Source organism: Flavobacterium foetidum, assembly GCF_004634245.1.
GTDB classification, from domain to species: domain Bacteria; phylum Bacteroidota; class Bacteroidia; order Flavobacteriales; family Flavobacteriaceae; genus Flavobacterium; species Flavobacterium foetidum.
The window spans coordinates 1-19,633 of sequence record NZ_SJTF01000023.1; the positions used below are offsets into that span (position 1 = coordinate 1).

Sequence of the window (19,633 nt, forward strand, 5' to 3'; positions counted from 1 at the left end):
TAACTCATAACTCATAACTCATAACTCATAACTCATAACTCATAACTCATAACTCATAACTCATAACTCATAACTCACAACTCACAACTCATAAAACTCATAACTCATAAAACTCATTCGCATTCTCAAACCAAATCTTATTTTGGTCTTCGACTGAAAACTTCGAAATATAATCTTCTAAAGTTTTTACCACTTCGTGATAATCTGAAGCCACGTTTAAAACTGGCCAATCTGAGCCATACATTAATTTGTCTGCTGAAAAGTTTTCAAAAATTACATCTAAATATGGCTTCAAATCTTCTCGTTTCCAATTTTTCCAGTCCGCTTCTGTGACCATTCCTGAGATTTTACAGTAAACGTTGTCGTATTTTGCAATTTCTTCTATTCCTTTTTTCCAAGAATCAATGTTTCCTGATTTGATATCTGGTTTCGCAATATGGTCGATTACAAACTTTTGGTTTGGAAAATCTTGAACCAAACGTATTGCAGCAGGAAGTTGTCTGTGAAAAATTAAAATATCATAAGTATAATTGAATGGCTTTAAAGCTTTTATTCCTCTTCTAAATTCCTCACCATCCATAAAATCATCAGCTTCGCCTTGTACGACGTGTCTAAATCCTTTTAGTTTTTTTTGATTGGCGAAAAATTGCAAACGTTCTTCGATATTTTCATTTCGTAAATCTATCCATCCAACAACGCCTTTTATGAAATCATTTTTAGAAGCTAAATCCAACAGAAAATTAGTTTCTTCTTCCGATTGACTAGCTTGAACAGCAACACAGCCTTCAAACTCATTAGCACTCAATAACGGCTCTAAATCTTCTGGAAGAAAATCTCTTTGAATATTTTGCATGGTTTCGTCAATCCAACTGTCTCGAACCGGGTCAAACTTCCAAAAATGCTGATGGGAATCTATTCTTTTACTCATAATTTCTTAATTAACATCGCTGATTAATGCGCGGTCTAAATGTACATAACCTCCATCTACAAAAACAAATTGTCCCGTAGTATGCGATGATTTTTCAGAAATGATGAAAAGTGCTGTATCTGCAATTTCTTCTGTTTTAGTCATTCGGCTTTCTAATGGAATCGTTTTACTAATTTTTTTCAAGACCGCCTCTCCATCTGGCAAAGTTTTAATCCAATCTTCATAGGCTGGTGTGTAACTTTCCGCAATAATAATCGCATTCGAACGGATTCCGTACTGAATCAAATCTACTGCCCATTCTCTCGTTAAGCCTAAAACTCCCCCTTTCGCAGCAGCGTAACCCGAAGTGCCTCCCTGTCCAGTTAAAGCGACTTTTGAACCAATATTCAAAATATTCCCTTTAGATTCTTTCAAATAAGGAAGCGAATATTTAGCCAGCAAAAAGTAACTTACTACATTCAATTTCAACGAATTCATAAAATCTTCGTAACTAGAATCTAGTCCTGCTCCGTCATTTACGCCGACATTATTTATGATGGCATCGATTCTGCCGTATTTTGCTCCGATGACTTTTACAGCATTTTCTATTGCAACTGGGTCAGTTACATCGGTCTGCACAAATAAAGAATTCACACCTCTTTTTTGAAGTTTTTCTACATATTCAAAACCTCTTGCATTTCTATCAACCAAAACTGGAATAGCGCCTTCATCTGCCAATCTATTAACGATTGTTTCTCCGATACTACCTTCTTTTCCAGCTGAACCAGAAACGACAACAATTTTATTTTTTAAGTTTAAATCCATTTTGTAGTTATTTAAGATTTATTTTTAAACACATATAAACATAGTTTTTGAAACCGCATAAAGGCGTTTCACTTGCATTAATTCACATAGTTCTATGTGTTAGCAACTAGTTTCTTCCTATTCACTTTTCGAGAAACAAAAAAATCTATGTTTTTATGTGTTTATTTATTTTTCTCTTTTTGTCATTTCGAGGAACGAGGAATCTCCACAAGTAGCTCCGCAATCTAAATCGTAAATCTTTGTAGAGTTTCTTGCGGAGATCCTTCCTTCGTCAGGTTGACAAACTGTGCGTTAAAAGCTTGACTATAATTCCTAATCTATTTCAATCAACGCCTTGATTACATTATTTTTAGGGTCAATCAAATTTCCAAAATTGTTTATCATTTCGTCAAAACTAGTTCTATGCGTAATGTATTTTTTGGGATCGATTTTTCCTTCTTTCAGGCATTTCATTACGTATTCAAAATCTTCAATTGTGGCATTTCTGCTGCTCATTAAAGTCGATTCCCTTTTGTGGAAATCAGGATGACTGAAACTCAATTCGCCTTTTTGAAGTCCAACCAAGACAAATCTTCCGCCATGCGAAATATAATTGAAAGCGCTGTTCATCACTTTCTGATTTCCAGTTGCATCAATTACTACATTTGCCATATCTCCGTTTGTTAATTCAGCCAATTTAGCTGCAACATCGTCATTTAATGGATTAATCGTTTCATCTGCCTGCAATTGTTCTTTACAGAAATTCAATCTGTAATCGTTGATATCCATTACGATAACTTTTGCACCAGCAATTTTAGCAAACTGAATCAAACCAATTCCGATTGGACCAGCTCCCATAACCAAAACAGTATCGGTTGCTTTTACAGCCGCTCTTCTAACTCCATGTGCTGCAATAGCCAAGGGTTCAACCAAAGCCAATTCATCATAATCTAATCCTTGACCGTGCAATAAATATTGCTCAGGAATTGACACATATTCTGCCATGCCGCCATCAATATGCACTCCGAAAACTTTAATATTTACACAGCAATTTGTTAAGCCGTTTCTACAAGCCACACATTTTCCACAGTTAAAATACGGAATAAAAGTTACTTTATCGCCTGGCTTAAAACCTGCGGCATTTCCTTTTACATATTCAGCAGCCAATTCGTGACCTAAAATCCTTGGATATTCAAAATAAGGCTGCGTACCGCCAAACGCGTGAATATCAGTTCCGCAGATTCCGATTCTTTTAATTTTCAATAAAACCTCCCCTTCTTTTGGTTCTGGAATATTGGTTTCTTTTAGTAAAAATTCTTGCGGTTTTTCGCAAACAATATATTTCATTTTTTGTTTCGTTTAAATTTCTAATTGGACGCGGATGATACAGATTCGCTATCGCGAAGACACGGATTAAACGGATTTCTATTATTTTTTAAATATAAAATCCGTTTAAATCAGCGTTTTTACGAAGTAAATCAGTTTTATCCGCGTTACCATTCGTTAATATAATAACAGATAGTTAACTCGTTGGGTGAAATTATTTTCAACACATAGAAACATAGTTTAACTAAACTTAAAAAAGGCGTTTCACTAGCCTAAATGCACATAATTTAGCTATGTGTGGAAACTTGTTTCTTCCATTTTCTTTTTTCGGCACAAAAAACTATGCTTCTATGTGTTAAAATGCTTTTATTTTTTTAATTACACCCAACGGGTATAGTTATATTACTTTTTGTAAGCTACAGCCTTTTGTTTACTTGTTCCCAAACCTTCAATTCCAAGCTCAATAACATCACCCGCTTTAATGTAAATAGGATCTGGTTTTATTCCTAAACCAACTCCCGGAGGCGTTCCCGTACTGATGATATCGCCCGGAAGCAAAGTCATAAACTGACTTAAATAATGCACCAGATAAGGAATTTTGAAAACTAAATTCAATGTGTTGCTGTCTTGGTATTTTTTACCGTTTACCGTCAGCCACATTTTTAGATTATCCACATCTGCGATTTCGTCTTTTGTTGCCAAAAATGGTCCAAGAGGCGCAAAAGTGTCGCTTCCTTTTCCTTTTGCCCATTGTCCGCCACGCTCCAACTGGAAAGCTCTTTCGCTATAATCATTCAATAAAGCATATCCAGCAACATAATCCAACGCTTCAGCTTCTTCTACATAACTTGCTTTTTTCCCTACGATGAAAGCCAATTCTACTTCCCAATCTGTTTTTTCACTGTTTTTCGGAATAATCAAATCGTCGTCTGGACCGCATAACGAAGTAGTCGATTTAAAGAAGATAATAGGTTCTGTCGGAATTGGAGCGTTGGTTTCTTTACAGTGATCAATATAATTCAATCCAATACAGATAATTTTTGAAGGTCTTGCAACAGGTGAACCCAAACGAACAGATGCATCAACTTCCGGCAAAGACGGATTGTTTTCTAATGCTTTTTGCAATTTTTCTAATCCGTTTTCTTCAAAGAAGCTTTCGTTAAAATCGGTTACTATCGAAGAAACATCGAATCTTTTTTCTCCAATCAAAACTCCCGGCTTTTCCTTTCCGATTTCTCCAAAACGTATTAATTTCATAATCGTATATTTTTAAATGTTAGTTTATTTTTTTTTCTGATGAATGAAATCCATCAATTATTCTTTTTCTTTAGCTAATCTTGCAAATGCTATTCGAAATGCTTCAAAAAAGCAAGCAAAATTAATAAATGTAAAAATCACAATTACAAAAGTACTTTTTAAATATTAATATTCGAGATATATTTTATTTTAGGTTTATTAAAATAACCATACTTTAAAAATTTATAACATTTTTTAGATGCTTTGTAAAAATTCAGTCTTAAATTTTTAACTTTATTCAAAAAACCCCCGTATTAACACAGGGATTTCTTGCGCATTACAATCTTATTTCTACTTTTGTAATTGTATTTTTTACATTTATTATTTCTCACGACATCACAATCCAAAATCCCTATAAAAAATGATAAAATTAAAAGGCATTACCTGGAATCATACAAGAGGTTTACTTCCAATGGTTGCCACTTCACAGCGTTTTACCGAGTTACACCCTGAAGTTGAAATTTCTTGGGAAAAAAGAAGTTTACAAGAATTTGCGGATGCCTCAATTGAGGATCTTGCCAAAAGATTTGACTTGCTGGTAATTGATCATCCATGGACGGGTTTTGGAGCACAGACAAAAGCTATTCTTCCATTAACAGATTTTCTATCTACAGATTATATAAAAGATCAGGAACAGAATACCGTTGGAAAATCATATGGAAGTTATGTTTTTCACAATAAATTATGGGCACTTCCGATAGATGCTGCCACTCCTGTGGCTTCTGCCCGATTAGACATCTTAGAGAAAAACAATTTAGAAGTACCCAAAACCTACGAGGATTTATTGGCACTGGCACAAAAAGGACTTGTGGCTTTTGCAGGAATTCCAGTTGACGTTTTGATGAGCTTTTATATGTTTTGCTGCAGTCTTGGTGAAGCACCTTTTCTTTCTGAAGAAAAAGTAATCACAGAAACTACAGGAAAAAAAGCGCTTCAAATGTTTAGAGAACTGGCGCAGTTGATTGATCCGGCAAACTTTAACCGAAATCCGATTCAGGTTTACGAAGCTATGGTCAATACAGACGAAATTGCTTACTGCCCTTTTGCATATGGATATACTAATTATTCTCGAACTGGATACAGCCGTAAACTGCTTCATTTTTACGACTTAGTGAGTTTAGACGGGAAACCTATGATTTCGTCATTGGGTGGTACTGGATTAGCAGTTTCTTCTTTTAGCGAACATATCGGCGAAGCAATGCGATATGCCGAATTTACAGGATCATCTCAGGTGCAGCAAAACATCTACACAGATAACGGAGGTCAGCCTGGACATTTGCAAGCATGGAAAAATGAGCGATTGAATGAATTGACACACGATTATTTTACCAATACATTGCCTGCATTACAAAGAGCATTTTTGCGTCCGCGTTACTACGGCCATATGTATTTCCAAGATCATGCTGGAGATGTGGTTCGCAATTATTTAATATACGGCGGAGACGAGCAGAAAGTTTTGGATGAAATGAATTCGCTTTACGCGGAATCCCTTAAAATCCAGACAATATGAGGCCTTTAGAAGGATTAATTGTTTTAGAATTCTGTCAATTCTTAGCGGGTCCGTCTGCTGGTTTAAAACTAGCCGATTTGGGCGCGCGCGTCATTAAAATTGAGCGTCCTGTAAAAGGCGAAGCTTGCAGACAATTGAGTATTAAAGATTTATTTGTGGATGACAGCAGTTTGCTTTTTCATACCATTAACAGAAATAAAGAATCTTTTGCAGCCGATTTAAAAAATCCCGAAGATTTGGTTTTGATTAAAAAACTAATCGAAAAGGCTGCTATTATGACGCATAATTTCAGACCCGGCGTGATGGAAAAAATCGGTTTAGATTTTGAAAATGCGCTTACTATAAATCCGCAGATTATTTACGGAACCATTACGGGTTACGGAAATGAAGGCCCGTGGGCAAAAAAACCGGGACAAGATTTATTGTTGCAATCGCTTTCTGGATTAAGCTGGCTGAGCGGACGCAAAAGTCAAGGCCCAGTTCCGTTTGGATTGGCGGTTGCCGATTTAATGTGCGGCAATCATTTTGTACAGGGAATTTTAGCAGCACTTTTAAAAAGAGCCAAAACTAAAAAAGGAGTTCTAGTAGAAGTTAGTTTATTAGAATCGATTCTAGATGTGCAGTTTGAGGCCATCACTTCTTTCTTAAACGATGGCGGACAACAGCCTGAACGAGGCGATATAAAAGGAAGCGCACATGCTTTTTTAAGCGCTCCTTACGGAGTTTACCAAACCCAAGACGGTTATTTGTCTCTTGCGATGGGCGATTTACTTTTCATCGGAAAAACTTTAGGATTGGATTTAAACGCTTTCGCGGATAAACATCTTTGGTTTGAAAAAAGAGATGAAATCAGAACGATTTTGAGCGAAAAAATCAAAACCCAAACTTCTGATTATTGGATTGAAATTCTGCAAAAAGAAGGCATTTGGTGCGGCAAAGTTTTCAATTACGAAGAATTAGACAAGCAGCCTTTTGTTAATGAATTACAGCTGAAACAAACTGTAAAAAATACCGAAGGTGAAACTTTGGTAACCACCAGAAGTCCGATTCAGTTAGATGGCGAAATTTTATTGAGTGAAAAAGCAGCTCCAAAAGTTGGTCAAGATAATATAGCGATACACAAAGAGTTTATTCAGTAATAAGCTACTATTTATTATTCATCAGCTTAAATTTAAATCTGTCTAATCTGCTATAATCTTTTAAAATCTGCGTGAAAAATCTATGCGCAAAAAGTATTTCACTTAGATTTAAAAAGATTTGAGCAGATTAAATTAGATTTTTAATTATTAAATAAAACGATTCAACAAACAAACCAATAAACGGTTAAACATAAAATGAAACCATTAGAAGATTATTTAATTGTAGATTTCAGTCAGTTTCTTTCGGGGCCTTCAGCAAGTTTGCGCTTGGCTGATTTGGGCGCACGAGTGATAAAAATTGAAAAACCTGGAACGGGCGACATCTGCCGAACCTTATATACTTCTGATTTGATTATGAACGGCGAATCGTCTGTTTTTCATACCATCAACAGAAACAAAGAATCATTTGCAATTGATTTTAAACAGCCAGAAGAACTTCAAAAACTTAAAAAATTATTAGCCAAAGCCGATGTCGTCATGCATAATTTCAGACCCGGAGTTATGGAACGCATCGGACTAAGTTATGACGATGTAAAAAGCATTAATCCGAATGTGATTTACGGCTCGATTTCTGGTTTTGGAGAACATCCAGACTTGAAAGATTTACCAGGTCAGGATTTGCTTTTGCAATCTCTCACAGCACTTACTTGGTTGAGCGGTAACCAAGAAGACGGCCCAGTCCCGATGGGGTTGTCGATTGTAGATATGCTTGCTGGAGCGCATTTAGCTCAGGGAATTTTAGCTGCATTATACAGAAAAGCAACACATAATGTCGGTGCACAAATTCAGGTAAGCATGCTGGAATCGGCTTTTGATTTTCAGTTTGAAACTATTACAACCTTCTTTAATGATGGCGGTGAACTGCCTGTTCGAACCAAAACCAACAATGCACACGCTTATTTAGGCGCACCATACGGAATTTACAAAACCAAAAACGGTTACTTGGCTCTTGCAATGGGTTCGATTCCTGTTTTGGCTTCTTTGCTAAAATGCGATGCTTTGTTACAGTTTCCTGAAAATAAATTTACGCTTAGAGACGACATAAAAAATATACTTGCCGAGCATTTGCAAACGCAGGAAACACAATTCTGGCTGGATATTTTAGAACCCGCAGATATTTGGTGTGCAGGAGTTTTAAACTATCAGCAATTGTTTGCTGAAGACGGATTTAAAGTTTTGAATTTTACGCAAAAAGTCGAAATGCTTGATGGCTACAATTATAAAACAACACGTTGCCCTATAAAAATTGATGGCAAATATTTGACCTCTGGAAAAGGTTCTCCAAAATTAGGCCAGGACAATGAGAAAATTATTAAAGAATTTATAGACTGCTGATGGAAAAATTTAGAATCGCTGTTCGAAAATTTGATCCTTTCGAAAGTACGCTGCAAAAACTCTGGGATGCCTTTTGTCTTCAAAACAATATTGAGATAGAAGCAGAAATGATTCCGTACGAACTGCATAATCTGTATGTAGAAACCATTGCTAAAAAAGGATTAGAAAACGGAAATTGGGATATTGCACACTTAAATACAGATTGGATTTTTGATGCGGCAAACGAAAAAGCGGTTTTGAATTTGACTTCTTTTATTACTGAGAATCCGCCTGAAAATTATCCTGATGGCTGGCATAATTCGTTGTTGCATTTGCAGCAAATCAACAATGGGACGTATGGGCTTCCTTTTCATGATGGCCCAGAATGCCTGATTTTCAGAAAAGATTTATTTGAGAACCCTATAGAAAAAGAAAACTTCAGAAAACAGTTTGGCTACGAACTACGTACTCCAGAAAACTGGGAGGAGTTTACACAAATTGCTACTTTCTTTAATCGTCCTGAAGAAAATCTTTACGGAGCAGTATTTGCCAATTTTCCAGACGGCCATAATATGGTTTTTGATTTCTGCTTGCAGTTGTGGACAAGAGGCGGCTCTTTATTGAATGAAAATAATCAAATCAACATCAATCATAAAGAAGCAGTTCTGGCTTTGGATTTTTATCGAAACATCGTCAATAACGAAAAAGCGGTTCATCCAAAATCCAAAAAATTCGGATCTGTAGAAGCTGGTCTGGCTTTCGCCGAAGGGCAAGCCGCGATGGCAATTAACTGGTTCGGATTTGCTTCGATGTGCGAAGTAATTGAAGAGTCGAAAGTAAAAGGAAAAGTTGATATTGCCGCATTGCCGCACGACCCAAATCATAAAACGGCTTCATTAAACGTATATTGGCTTTACACTATAGGCTCAGGCAGTAAACATCAAAGACTAGCTTACGAATTTCTAAGATTTGCTACGACTGCAGAAAGCGACAAATTGCTGACTACAGAAGGCGGTATCGGATGCAGAAAATCGACTTGGAAAGACGAAGAAATAAATAAGCTCATTCCCTACTATCACAAACTGGAAATGCTGCACGAAAATGCATTAACATTGCCACAAACACCAATATGGCCAAAAGTTGCCGAATTGATCGACAAAATGGTATTAAAAGCAATTGAGAGTGATGTTGCATCTGAAAAACTTCTGCAGGAAACACAAAAAGCGATTCTAAAATTACAGAACTATTAACTTTATCAAGGTATCAAGCGATAGAGATTACAAACCAAAAAAATATAAAAATGAATATTCCATATAAACCGTTACTGCCCGAAACAGAACAGCCAATCGTAATTATTGGTGCTAGTGGTATTGTAAAAGACGCTCATCTTCCGGCCTACGAAATGGCTGGATTCAGAGTTTTCGGTATCACCAACAGAACCATTTCTAAGGCCTACGACTTACAAAAACAATTTAAAATTGAACATGTATTTGAAAATGTCGCTGAAGCTGTAAAAAACGCACCGTCAAATGCAGTGTATGATATTACGGTTTTACCTGATCAGTATATTGAGATTCTAGAGCAATTGCCCGACGGAGCTGCAGTTCTAATTCAGAAACCAATGGGAAATGATTTGGCTCAGGCACGTGAAATCGTTGAAGTGTGTGAAAGAAAAAAACTCGTTGCTGCAATAAATTTCCAGCTTCGTTTTTCTTCTTTTGTTAGCGCAGCCCGTTATTTAATTACAGAAGGTATTATTGGCGATCTGTACGATTTAGAATTCAAAGTTACCGTAAATACGCCCTGGGAATTGTTCCCTTTAATTAAGGAACATCCAAGATTGGAGATTCTTTTCCACAGCGTGCATTATATTGACTGTATTCGTTCTTTTCTGGGAAATCCTAAAGGCGTAATGGCGAAAACAGCCAAACATCCGCTTAAGAAATTATCTTCAAGCCGATCTACGATTATTCTGGATTATGGCGAAGACAAACATGTTGTCATCAATACAAATCACGATCATCATTTTGGGCCGAAACATGAGGAAAGCTATATCAAATGGGAAGGAACAAAAGGTGCTATTAAAGCAAAAATGGGCTTGTTGATGAACTATCCCGACGGTCTTCCGGACGTTTTTGAGTATGCTTTGCCGAAAAAAGATAATAAAAATGAATACGAATGGACTGAAGTGAAACTGGAAGGTTCTTGGTTTCCTGAAGCTTTTATCGGCGCAATGTCTAATCTGATGCGTTACAAGGAAGGTTCTGACTCAATATTGTCTGCCAGCGTACAGGATGTTTTAGGAACTATGAAAGTTGTAGAAGCTTGTTATATCAGTAATAATAAGGGCGGAATTTCTTTTGATGAGTTATAAGAAAACACTATATTTCAAAACCAAAAATAAAATTTAAAACCATTTTCAAATTAATAGCGATTTAGATTGCAACTTGAATGATTATGGCGAATAAAAGAATTAAACTATGTATTTTAAATCCACTTTTTTCGAAGATTACACTATCGACGATAAACGAGTAACTTTAGGCAGAACCATAACAGAAACTGATTTTGTAGTTCATGCCGGACACACAGGAGATTTCTTCCCACACCATATGGATGAAGAATGGTGCAAAACACAACCTTTCGGACAAAGAATAGCGCACGGAACTATGGTTTTTGCCATCGGAATCGGATTAACGGCTTCTGAAATAAATCCTGAAGCTTTTTCAAGAGGATATGACAAAATGCGTTTTGTAAAACCTGTTCATATTGGCGACACGATTCATTCAGAAGTTACTATTTCTGAAAAGGGAGAAGCCAAAAATCCAGAAATGGGAACTGTAACAGAACACGTAGAAATCATCAACCAACGCGGTGAAGTCGTTTTGGTATGTGATCACCTATTGCTTGTTAAGAAAAGGCCTTAAGATGCTAAGGTTCTAAGCTACTAAGGTTTTAGAAACTTTGCGACTTTGCGAGATTACCTTTAAAGTATTCTTTTTTAGTCTCGCAAAGACGTAAAGTCGCAGAGAAAAAACTTCGAGTCTTGCTGTCTTTGCGGCAAAACCAAAAAAAACTTAGCATCTTAGCATCTCAGAACCTTAGCAACTTCAAAAAAATAACTTAAAAAAACTATCAACACAATGCAAATTACAAACCAAGCCGGCGATCAACACGAAGTGCCGACAGAAGGCGGAAAAGGAAATCAGTATCTTTTGCCCTTTATTTTAGTTACTTGTCTGTTTTTCCTGTGGGGAATGGCTCACAATTTAGATTCTGTTCTAATTCCACATTTAAAGAAAGCGTGCGAATTAAACAATCGCCAATCGACCTTAATTGATACTTCTGTATTCTTTGCTTACTTTATTATGGCTATTCCTGCGGGAATGCTGATTAAAAGATTTGGATACAAGAACAGTATTATTACAGGATTATTAGTATTTGCTGTGGGAGCATTTTTATTTGTTCCGGCTGCTAATACTAGAACGTATGAATTATTTTTATTTGCTTTATTTGTAATTGGCTGTGGTTTGACAATCTTAGAAACCAGTGCAAATCCGTATGCGGCAATTTTAGGACCAGCAGAATCTTCGTCTAAGCGACTAAACCTGGCCGCTTCTTTCAACGGATTAGCAGCGATGGTTGCTCCAATTGTAGGGTCATTATTTATTCTTTCTGGAACCAATCACACACCAGAAGAAATGGCAGCAATGCCAGAAGCAGAAAAAGCTGCCTATTTGTTAGGCGAAGCGGCTTCTGTAAAAATGCCTTATATTGTTTTGGGAAGCATCTTGGTTTTGGTTGCCATTATATTCTATTTTGTACAATTGCCATCGATGAAAGCAACTCACACAGAAGCTGAAATAAAACCTGGATTTTTCTCTGTTTTAAGATTTAGACATTTAAGCTGGGGCGTTATTGCTCAGTTTTTCTATGTTGGTGCACAAGTCTGCATTACCAGTTTCTTTATTCGTATTGCACAGCAAGGCGCTGGATTAGATGAAAAAACAGCAGGATATTATTTGGGAATCTATGGTTTCCTTTTTATGGCGGGACGTTTTATTGGGACTTTCTTTTTACGTTTTGTAAAAGATTACGTTTTATTATCAATCTATTGTGTAATGAGCACATTACTGTGTTTAGTTGCTATTTACGGCTCAGGAATGGTGGTGATTTACGCTCTTGGAGGAATCGGATTCTTTATGTCGATCATGTTCCCGACTATTTTCTCTTTGGGAATTAAGGGCCTAAAATCGAATACCGAAACAGGTTCTTCATGGTTGGTTATGTCAATTGTCGGTGGTGCTATTATTCCGTACGGAATGGGAACTTTGATTGATATGAATCATGATGATATTCAGTCTGGATATATTATTCCTTTAGTTTGTTTCTTAATTATTCTTTCTTTTGGCGCTATTGGGCACAAAGTTAAAACTGTTTCGGAATAGTTTTTTAGCCACAAATTACACAAATTAGCACAAATTTATTTTAATATTAATTGCCTCCAGCTTTAGCTGGAGGCTTTTTATTTTAGCAACGAATTAGCATAAATTAAACCCTTTACAAAAATAAAAATTCGTGTTAATTTGTGTAATTGCTTCGCCTATTCGCTATTGCTCGGGTTGTGGCTATAAAAAATCAAAAACGCCTCCAAATAAGAGGCGTTTTCTTTTAGTCATGTTAAGAATTAACGGTGTTTACCGTTGTGATCGTGGTCTTTGCCTGACTGTTGTTTGGAGTTGTTTTTTCCCTTGTTTCCTTTTTCAGATTTGTAATGCCCTTTTCCGTTGTTGCTTTTTACTGGTTTTTCACCTCTGTTTTTTTGAGGTTTTCCAATATAACCTTTTGGATAAGCTTTTCTGTGATTTGCATGATAACTATATGGAGAATCTCCTCTATAATCTGTCAAAACCACTTTGTAACCTGAATACAAATCGTAATTTCTGTATCTAGCTGGAAGTCTTTTTTCTCGAATCCATTTTCCGCCGTTATCATAGATAAAAACACTTTGCGGTATATCATAATAAACATCGATATCTGGCAGGTAATAATATCTGTCATCGTCATATCCTTGCGGTCCCCAACTTGGCGGTGTCCCAATGTTTACATTAATGGATACTTGCGCTTGGGCAAAAAATACACTCATAAAGAATACTGAGGCGAATACTAATTTTTTCATGATCTTTAGTTTTAAATATTAATTTTAGTAGATATTAATCTAAAGTAATGCCAATATTTAACGCCGACATATTCATTATACAAAACCTTAAAAATAATCGACGAACAGCGTTTTTAAACCGACATAGATTCCTAAAAAAAACGCCTCATTTCTGAGGCATTTTTAAATCATGTTTTTATTTCAATTAAGCGATGATTAAAACAATTATAATAATAGTGGAACTTATATATGTTTTAAATTATTTTAACTGTTTCAAAGGTATAGCCAATTCTCCAATAGTAATCATTAATTAGACGAAATGTATAATTATTCCGACAAACGACACATTTTGGGAAATGAAACTATTAATTATTTCCAACCTCCGCCTAAAGCTCTATACAAATTAACAACCGCCTGCAATTTCTGAAGATTGTCATTGATGCCGCTCAATTGCGCTGCTAAAAGATTCTGTTCAGATGTCAAAACATCAGTATAGTTAGTAGCTGAGCTATATTCTAAAAGCTGTTGCGTAAAATCTACCGCTTTTTCTAAAGCTTCGATTTGCTTTTTTCTTGAATCTTCTTTTTCGACTGCCATTTCGTAAGAATACAGTGCGTTTGAAACTTCCTGCCCTGCAACTAAAAGAGTCTGCTGAAAATTATTGTACGCTTGCAATTGTTGTGACTGAGCTGTCGTTAATCGCATTTTATTCAATCCTTGATTAAAAATTGGCTGTGTCAAACCTCCAATAATCGAATAGAAAATAGAGTTAGTGAAAAAGTCTTTCAATTCTAAATTAGAAAATCCGGTACTTGCTGTAAGAGTCAAACTTGGGTAAAAATAGGTTTTCGCCAAATTTGTAGATTCAAAAGCCACCCTGAAATTAAATTCCGCTTGACGGACATCTGGACGATTATTCAATAACTGAGCTGGCATACCAAGAGCAATGTTTTCAGGAATAATCTGAGTTCCCAATTCTCCCCTATCAATTGGTCCCGGAGCTTGCCCTAGCAAGATACTCAAGGCATTTTCAGTTTCGCGGATGCTTTGTTTCAAATCTGGAATCAGTACTTCCGCTGCATGCTGATTGGCCTCACTCTGAACAACCGCCGCGCCTGTAACAATCGCGCCCTCTTTTAATGCCTTAATCGTTTCTACATTTTTGATTCGGCTTTCCAAGGTAGCTTCTGTAATTTTCAGCTGTTTATCGTAAGCCAATAATAGGAAGTAATTATTAGCAATATCCGAAATCAATTGTGTCTGAACGGCTTGTTTTGCGGCATCAGTTGCTAAATAAGTGGCCAAGGCGGCTCTTTTAGAACTGCTTAGTTTTCCCCAAATATCTAGTTCCCAAGCCGTACTCACTCCTAATTTATAGGTAGTAGTCAAGGTGTTGATATTGATTCCTGGAGGAAAGTTCAGTCCTGCCTGTGATTGTTTGTTATGAGTTGCACTCGCGTCTAATTGTAATGTTGGATAGTAAGCCAATTTGCTTTGACGCAAAGAAGCACGAGCTTGTACAATATTCTCGATCGCATTTTTCAGATTTAGGTTCTGGTCTAGTCCTTTCTGAATTAAAGCGTTCAGTTTTTCATCTTTAAATACGCTCTGCCAAGGCATATCTGCAATGGTAGTCGAATCTGTAGCAGATTGATCACGATACAACTGATCTGTCTTTAAGGTTGTGGGGCGTTCGTATTTTTTGGTAACAGAGCACGCACTAATTAGTGCGGCTGTTATTACCAGTAAAATATATTTATTTGAACTATTCGTCATTTCTTTCTTAATTAAATTTTACTCTTTATGAGCTTCTAATAAATGAATTTCATCTTCATCGTCATCTTCGTCATCATAACCGTCTTTTGCTGGACCGCTGATTTTTTCCTGTAAGTTTTGGAAAATGATAAACAGAACCGGAATAACAAATACTCCTAAAATGGTTCCGATCAACATTCCGCCCACAGCTCCAGTACCAATCGATTTGTTACCAACAGCACCTGCTCCAGAAGCAAACATCAATGGCACAAGTCCCAAAATAAAGGCGAATGAAGTCATCAAGATTGGACGCAAACGAGCCACGGCTCCTTCAATTGCTGCCTGCACAACTGGCAAACCTTTTCGTCTTCTGTCCAAAGCAAATTCTACGATCAAAATACCGTTCTTGGCAAGAAGTCCGATCAACATGATTAAGGAAATCTGTAAGTAAATATTACTATTCAGCTTGAAAATAATAGAGAACAAATAGGCTCCCGCCAATCCAAACGGAATAGAAAACAATACTGCAAATGGCAGAATATAACTTTCGTACTGAGCACTCAATAAGAAGTAAACGAACACCAAACATAAAATAAAAATGAAAATCGTTTCCCCTCCAGAAGCCAATTCTTCACGTGTTAATCCTGAGAATTCGTAACCGTAACCTGCTGGAAGATTTTCTGCTGCCACTTCTTGAATTGCTTTAATTGCATCACCAGAACTGTAACCTGGTTTTGGCGCTCCCGTAATCGAAATTGAGGTAAACAAGTTAAATCTCGAAATCGATTCTGGACCGAAAACTCGTGTCATTTTTACAAACTCTGTAATTGGCGCCATATTTCCAGCACTATTACGAACAAAGATTTTATTTAATCCCTGCGTGTTTGCTCTAAACTCTGGAGCTGCCTGAACCATTACACGGTATTGTTTTCCGAATTTGTTGAAATTCGAAGCATACAATCCACCATAATATCCTTGCATGGTTGAAAGAATGGTATTTACAGAAACTCCAGCATCTTTCGCTTTCGCTAAATTAATATCCATCATGTACTGAGGGAATCCAGGATTGAAAGGAGTCGTCGCGTATTGAATTTCGGGACGTTCTGCTAATTTTGCTAAAAATTCGTTATTTACTTTAAAGAACTCAGCCGTTGTATGTCCACCTTTATCCTGTAATTGGAATTCAAATCCACCACTTTGTCCAAAACCTTGAATCGTTGGCGGCGAAATAAAGAAAATACTAGCCTCACGAATACCGCTCGTTTTAGCAAAAAGCTGTCCGATTACGTCATCAACGCTTAAATCACGTTCATCCCATGGTTTCAATTTCACGATAACCATACTATAGGCACTACCCGCACCAGCGGTAAAGTTCTGACCAACGATACGAAGCGTGTTTTTGACTCCCGGAATAGTTTTCGCAATACTATCTACTTTTTTGGCCATTATATCCGAACGCTCCATAGAAGCTGATGGTGGCAAACTGATATTAGCAAAAACTGTCCCCTGATCTTCCGACGGAACAAAGGCAGATGGTGTAGTCTTCATCATGTAAACCAATGCCAAACTTGCAATGATAATAGAAGCCACCGCAATCCATTTTTTTACAGAAAGAAAACTGACCGAACGTTTGTATCGCTGTGTTACGTTATCGAAGGCAACGTTAAACGAAGTATAAAAACGCTGTAAAAAACTTTTATGTTTATGATCATCTGCATGCGGTTTTAATAAAAGTGCGCACAAGGCAGGACTCAAAGTCAAGGCGTTTACTGCCGAAAGAATAATCGCCACCGCCAATGTAATACCAAACTGTTTATAGAAAACCCCTGTTGATCCAGTGATAAATGTTACCGGAATAAATACCGCAGCCATTACCAAGGTAATCGAAATAATAGCTCCCGAAATTTCGTCCATTGCGTGAATAGTCGCTTTTTTAGCCGATTTGTAGCCATGGTCGAGTTTCGCATGCACGGCCTCCACAACCACAATCGCATCATCGACCACAATACCGATGGCGAGAACCATCGCAAAAAGCGTCAGTAAGTTAATCGTAAATCCGAATAAATTCAGGAAGAAGAACGTTCCTACAATCGCAACCGGAACCGCAATTGCCGGAATCAAAGTCGATCTAAAATCTTGAAGGAAAATAAATACTACGATAAAAACCAATATAAATGCTTCAATCAATGTATGAATTACTTTTTCGATAGAAGCATCCAAGTTCTCATTAACATCCACCATAATGGTATATTTCATTCCTTTTGGGAAACTTTTTGCCGCTTCTTCAATCAATTTTTTAGAATTGATGATTACATCTCGTGCATTAGATCCCGGAGTCTGGCTGATTGCCATAGCCGCAGATTCTACGCCGTTTGTCTTAATCGTAGAAGCGTAACTTAGAGATCCTAATTCTACTTTAGCCACATCTTTAAGTCGAAGCATTTGCCCGTTTCCAACAGATTTTATGACAATATTTTCAAACTCCTGAGCACTCGTCAGACGGCCTTTGTATTTGATTACATATTGAAATGCTTGATTTCCGTTTTCGCCAAATTTACCTGGCGCAGCCTCGATATTCTGTTCAGCCAAAGCTGCCGAAATATCACTCGGAATCAGTTTGTATTGCTGCATTACATCTGGTTTGAGCCAGATTCTCATAGAATAATCTTTTGCACCAAAAACCGTTACATCTCCTACCCCTACTACACGCTGAATTTGAGGTACAAGGTTGATTTTTGCATAGTTTTGAAGAAACGTCTGGTCGTAAGCCTTATCATCACTATATAAAGAGAAAATCAGCAAGTTACTGCTCTGACTTTTGGTTACGGTAACCCCTGCCTGCGTTACCTCAACAGGAAGCAAACTCGTTGCTCTAGAAACCCTGTTCTGCACGTTTACCGCTGCTAAGTCAGGATTGGTACCTACTTTAAAGAAAATCTTTATTGAAGCATTTCCGTCATTGGTTGCTGTAGAAGTCATGTAGGTCATGTTTTCTACACCATTAATTTGTTCTTCTAGCGGAATTACGATACTTTTAAGTACCACATCTGCATTGGCTCCTGTATAACTTGCGGCCACGTTTACGGTAGGCGGCGCAATATCCGGATATTGAGAAATCGGTAACTCAATTAGGCCTAAAACACCTAGAATAACGATAATAACAGATATTACCGTCGAGAGTACGGGTCTTTGTATAAATTTTTTAAACATTCTTTTTATTTTAAATCAGCATAAACTGTTTCTGGGCTTTGATTCTGAGCTTTAATTTCAGTTCCTTCTTTTAAAGAAGCTACTCCTTCTAATACGATTTGGTCACCTGCCTGCAAGCCATTTGTTACCACATAATAGTTTCCCGCTGTATTTTCAAGCACCGTAATGTTTACATTTTTTGTTTTGCCATCTTTTCCTAAGACTACTGCAAACATTTTATCTTGAAGTTCAAAGGTTGCGCTCTGCGGAATAATGATTCCGTCTTTTACTTCTTTTGGAATGCGAACTGTAGTACTGCTTCCACTTCTGATGATTCCTTTTGGATTTGGGAAACGAGCTCTTACATTTACAGTACCTGTTTCGGTATTGATCAAGCCATTTACAGTTTCAATATGCCCTTTCTGATCGTAAGCAGAACCGTCTGAAAGCACTAAAGAAACGGCCGGCATATTTTTAAGTTTTTGGTTTAATGAAGCTCCCGCATCTTTAGTAAAATTCAACAACGTTTTTTCATTCATTGCGAAATAAGCATATACATTACCAATACTTGAAACTGTAGTTAGAGGCTCAGCCGTATTAGAACTTACCAAACTCCCTAAACGAAACGGAATTGAACCTACAACTCCATTTACTGGACTTGTCACAGTGGTATAGCCTAAATTTACTTTAGCATTTACTAAAGCTGCATTTGCCTGAGCCAATGCCGCTTGAGCAGACTCATAAGTATATTGAGCTGATTCTAAATCGTATTTGCTGATGATGCCTTTTTCGACCAAAGGTTTTACTTTGTTCACAGCCAATTTCGCCGCGCTTAAGTCTGCCTGAGCGCTTTTGATGCTTGCCGTCGCGGTACGAACCTGCTGTTCATATTCTGGAGCGCTGATTTTAAACAAAGGCTGACCCGCTTTTACAACAGCTCCTTCGTCGACAAAAATTTTATCGATATAACCTTCAACTCGTGGGCGGATTTCTATATTTTGTTGTCCCTGAATACTTGCTGGAAAATCACTGTTTAGTGTTGCAGATTCCGGCTGTAACGTCACGGTCTTATACTCTTTTATCTGCGGTGCGCCAGCCTGAGCCGACTTATCATTTTTACCGCAAGAAGCGATAACAATTGATGCTGCAAGAATGCTTAAAAATGATTGCTTATTCATTGTGAAAATGTGAATTATCTATTATATGACAACAAAAGAACTAAAATATAAGAAGCGAAA

At 37.1% G+C, this 19,633-nt stretch carries 15 protein-coding genes; 7 read left to right on the forward strand and 8 right to left on the reverse strand.

Annotation, left to right across the window (positions count from 1 at the left end):
* Positions 1–97: 97 nt before the first annotated feature.
* The 4 genes from E0W73_RS20700 to E0W73_RS20715 form a co-directional block, all read right to left on the reverse strand.
* Positions 98–928 (reverse strand): amidohydrolase family protein, encoded by an 831-nt coding sequence (locus E0W73_RS20700; protein WP_135223952.1) that lies wholly within the window; start codon positions 926–928, stop codon positions 98–100.
* A gap of 6 nt (positions 929–934) precedes the next feature.
* A complete protein-coding gene (locus tag E0W73_RS20705) occupies positions 935–1,732 on the reverse strand; it encodes an SDR family oxidoreductase (RefSeq protein WP_135223953.1) in 798 nt (265 codons plus the stop codon).
* A 312-nt stretch (positions 1,733–2,044) separates the two neighbouring features.
* A complete protein-coding gene (locus tag E0W73_RS20710) occupies positions 2,045–3,058 on the reverse strand; it encodes a zinc-binding alcohol dehydrogenase family protein (protein WP_135223954.1) in 1,014 nt (337 codons plus the stop codon).
* 381 nt (positions 3,059–3,439) lie between these two features.
* A complete protein-coding gene (locus tag E0W73_RS20715) occupies positions 3,440–4,294 on the reverse strand; it encodes a fumarylacetoacetate hydrolase family protein (protein WP_135223955.1) in 855 nt (284 codons plus the stop codon).
* A gap of 400 nt (positions 4,295–4,694) precedes the next feature.
* Between E0W73_RS20715 and E0W73_RS20720 the strand changes: the two genes are divergently transcribed.
* The 7 genes from E0W73_RS20720 (at position 4,695) to fucP (ending at position 12,741) form a co-directional block, all read left to right on the forward strand.
* Positions 4,695–5,843 (forward strand): ABC transporter substrate-binding protein, encoded by a 1,149-nt coding sequence (locus tag E0W73_RS20720; RefSeq protein ID WP_135223956.1) that lies wholly within the window; start codon positions 4,695–4,697, stop codon positions 5,841–5,843.
* Positions 5,840–6,982 (forward strand): CaiB/BaiF CoA transferase family protein, encoded by a 1,143-nt coding sequence (locus E0W73_RS20725; RefSeq protein WP_135223957.1) that lies wholly within the window; start codon positions 5,840–5,842, stop codon positions 6,980–6,982. Before E0W73_RS20720 ends, E0W73_RS20725 begins: the two co-directional genes overlap by 4 nt.
* A 195-nt stretch (positions 6,983–7,177) precedes the next feature.
* Positions 7,178–8,317: a CaiB/BaiF CoA transferase family protein gene (locus tag E0W73_RS20730; RefSeq protein ID WP_135223958.1), complete on the forward strand. Its 1,140-nt coding sequence runs from the start codon at positions 7,178–7,180 to the stop codon at positions 8,315–8,317.
* Entirely contained in the window at positions 8,317–9,546 is a 1,230-nt protein-coding gene (locus E0W73_RS20735) for an extracellular solute-binding protein (RefSeq protein WP_135223959.1), read from the forward strand. The genes E0W73_RS20730 and E0W73_RS20735 overlap by 1 nt, the downstream gene beginning before the upstream one ends.
* 50 nt (positions 9,547–9,596) lie before the next feature.
* The gene (locus tag E0W73_RS20740; protein ID WP_135223960.1) at positions 9,597–10,670 is read left to right on the forward strand and encodes a Gfo/Idh/MocA family protein; all 1,074 of its coding nucleotides are present in this window, start codon (positions 9,597–9,599) and stop codon (positions 10,668–10,670) included.
* Between the two features lie 106 nt (positions 10,671–10,776).
* Positions 10,777–11,220, forward strand: coding sequence for a MaoC family dehydratase (locus tag E0W73_RS20745; protein ID WP_135223961.1), 444 nt, complete (start codon positions 10,777–10,779; stop codon positions 11,218–11,220).
* Positions 11,221–11,436: 216 nt separating this feature from the next.
* The gene (fucP, locus tag E0W73_RS20750) at positions 11,437–12,741 is read left to right on the forward strand and encodes an L-fucose:H+ symporter permease (RefSeq protein WP_135223962.1); all 1,305 of its coding nucleotides are present in this window, start codon (positions 11,437–11,439) and stop codon (positions 12,739–12,741) included.
* A 239-nt stretch (positions 12,742–12,980) separates the two neighbouring features.
* Here the strand turns inward: fucP and E0W73_RS20755 are convergent, their stop codons facing one another.
* The 4 genes from E0W73_RS20755 to E0W73_RS20770 form a co-directional block, all read right to left on the reverse strand.
* Entirely contained in the window at positions 12,981–13,472 is a 492-nt protein-coding gene (locus E0W73_RS20755; protein WP_135223963.1) for a hypothetical protein, read from the reverse strand.
* 348 nt (positions 13,473–13,820) lie between these two features.
* A complete protein-coding gene (locus tag E0W73_RS20760) occupies positions 13,821–15,227 on the reverse strand; it encodes an efflux transporter outer membrane subunit (protein WP_135223964.1) in 1,407 nt (468 codons plus the stop codon).
* An 18-nt stretch (positions 15,228–15,245) separates the two neighbouring features.
* Entirely contained in the window at positions 15,246–18,416 is a 3,171-nt protein-coding gene (locus E0W73_RS20765; protein WP_135223965.1) for an efflux RND transporter permease subunit, read from the reverse strand.
* Positions 18,417–18,421: 5 nt separating this feature from the next.
* Positions 18,422–19,573 carry an efflux RND transporter periplasmic adaptor subunit gene (locus E0W73_RS20770; RefSeq protein ID WP_135223966.1) on the reverse strand — a complete coding sequence of 384 codons (1,152 nt, stop codon included), beginning with the start codon at positions 19,571–19,573 and terminating at the stop codon, positions 18,422–18,424.
* Positions 19,574–19,633 lie beyond the last annotated feature (60 nt).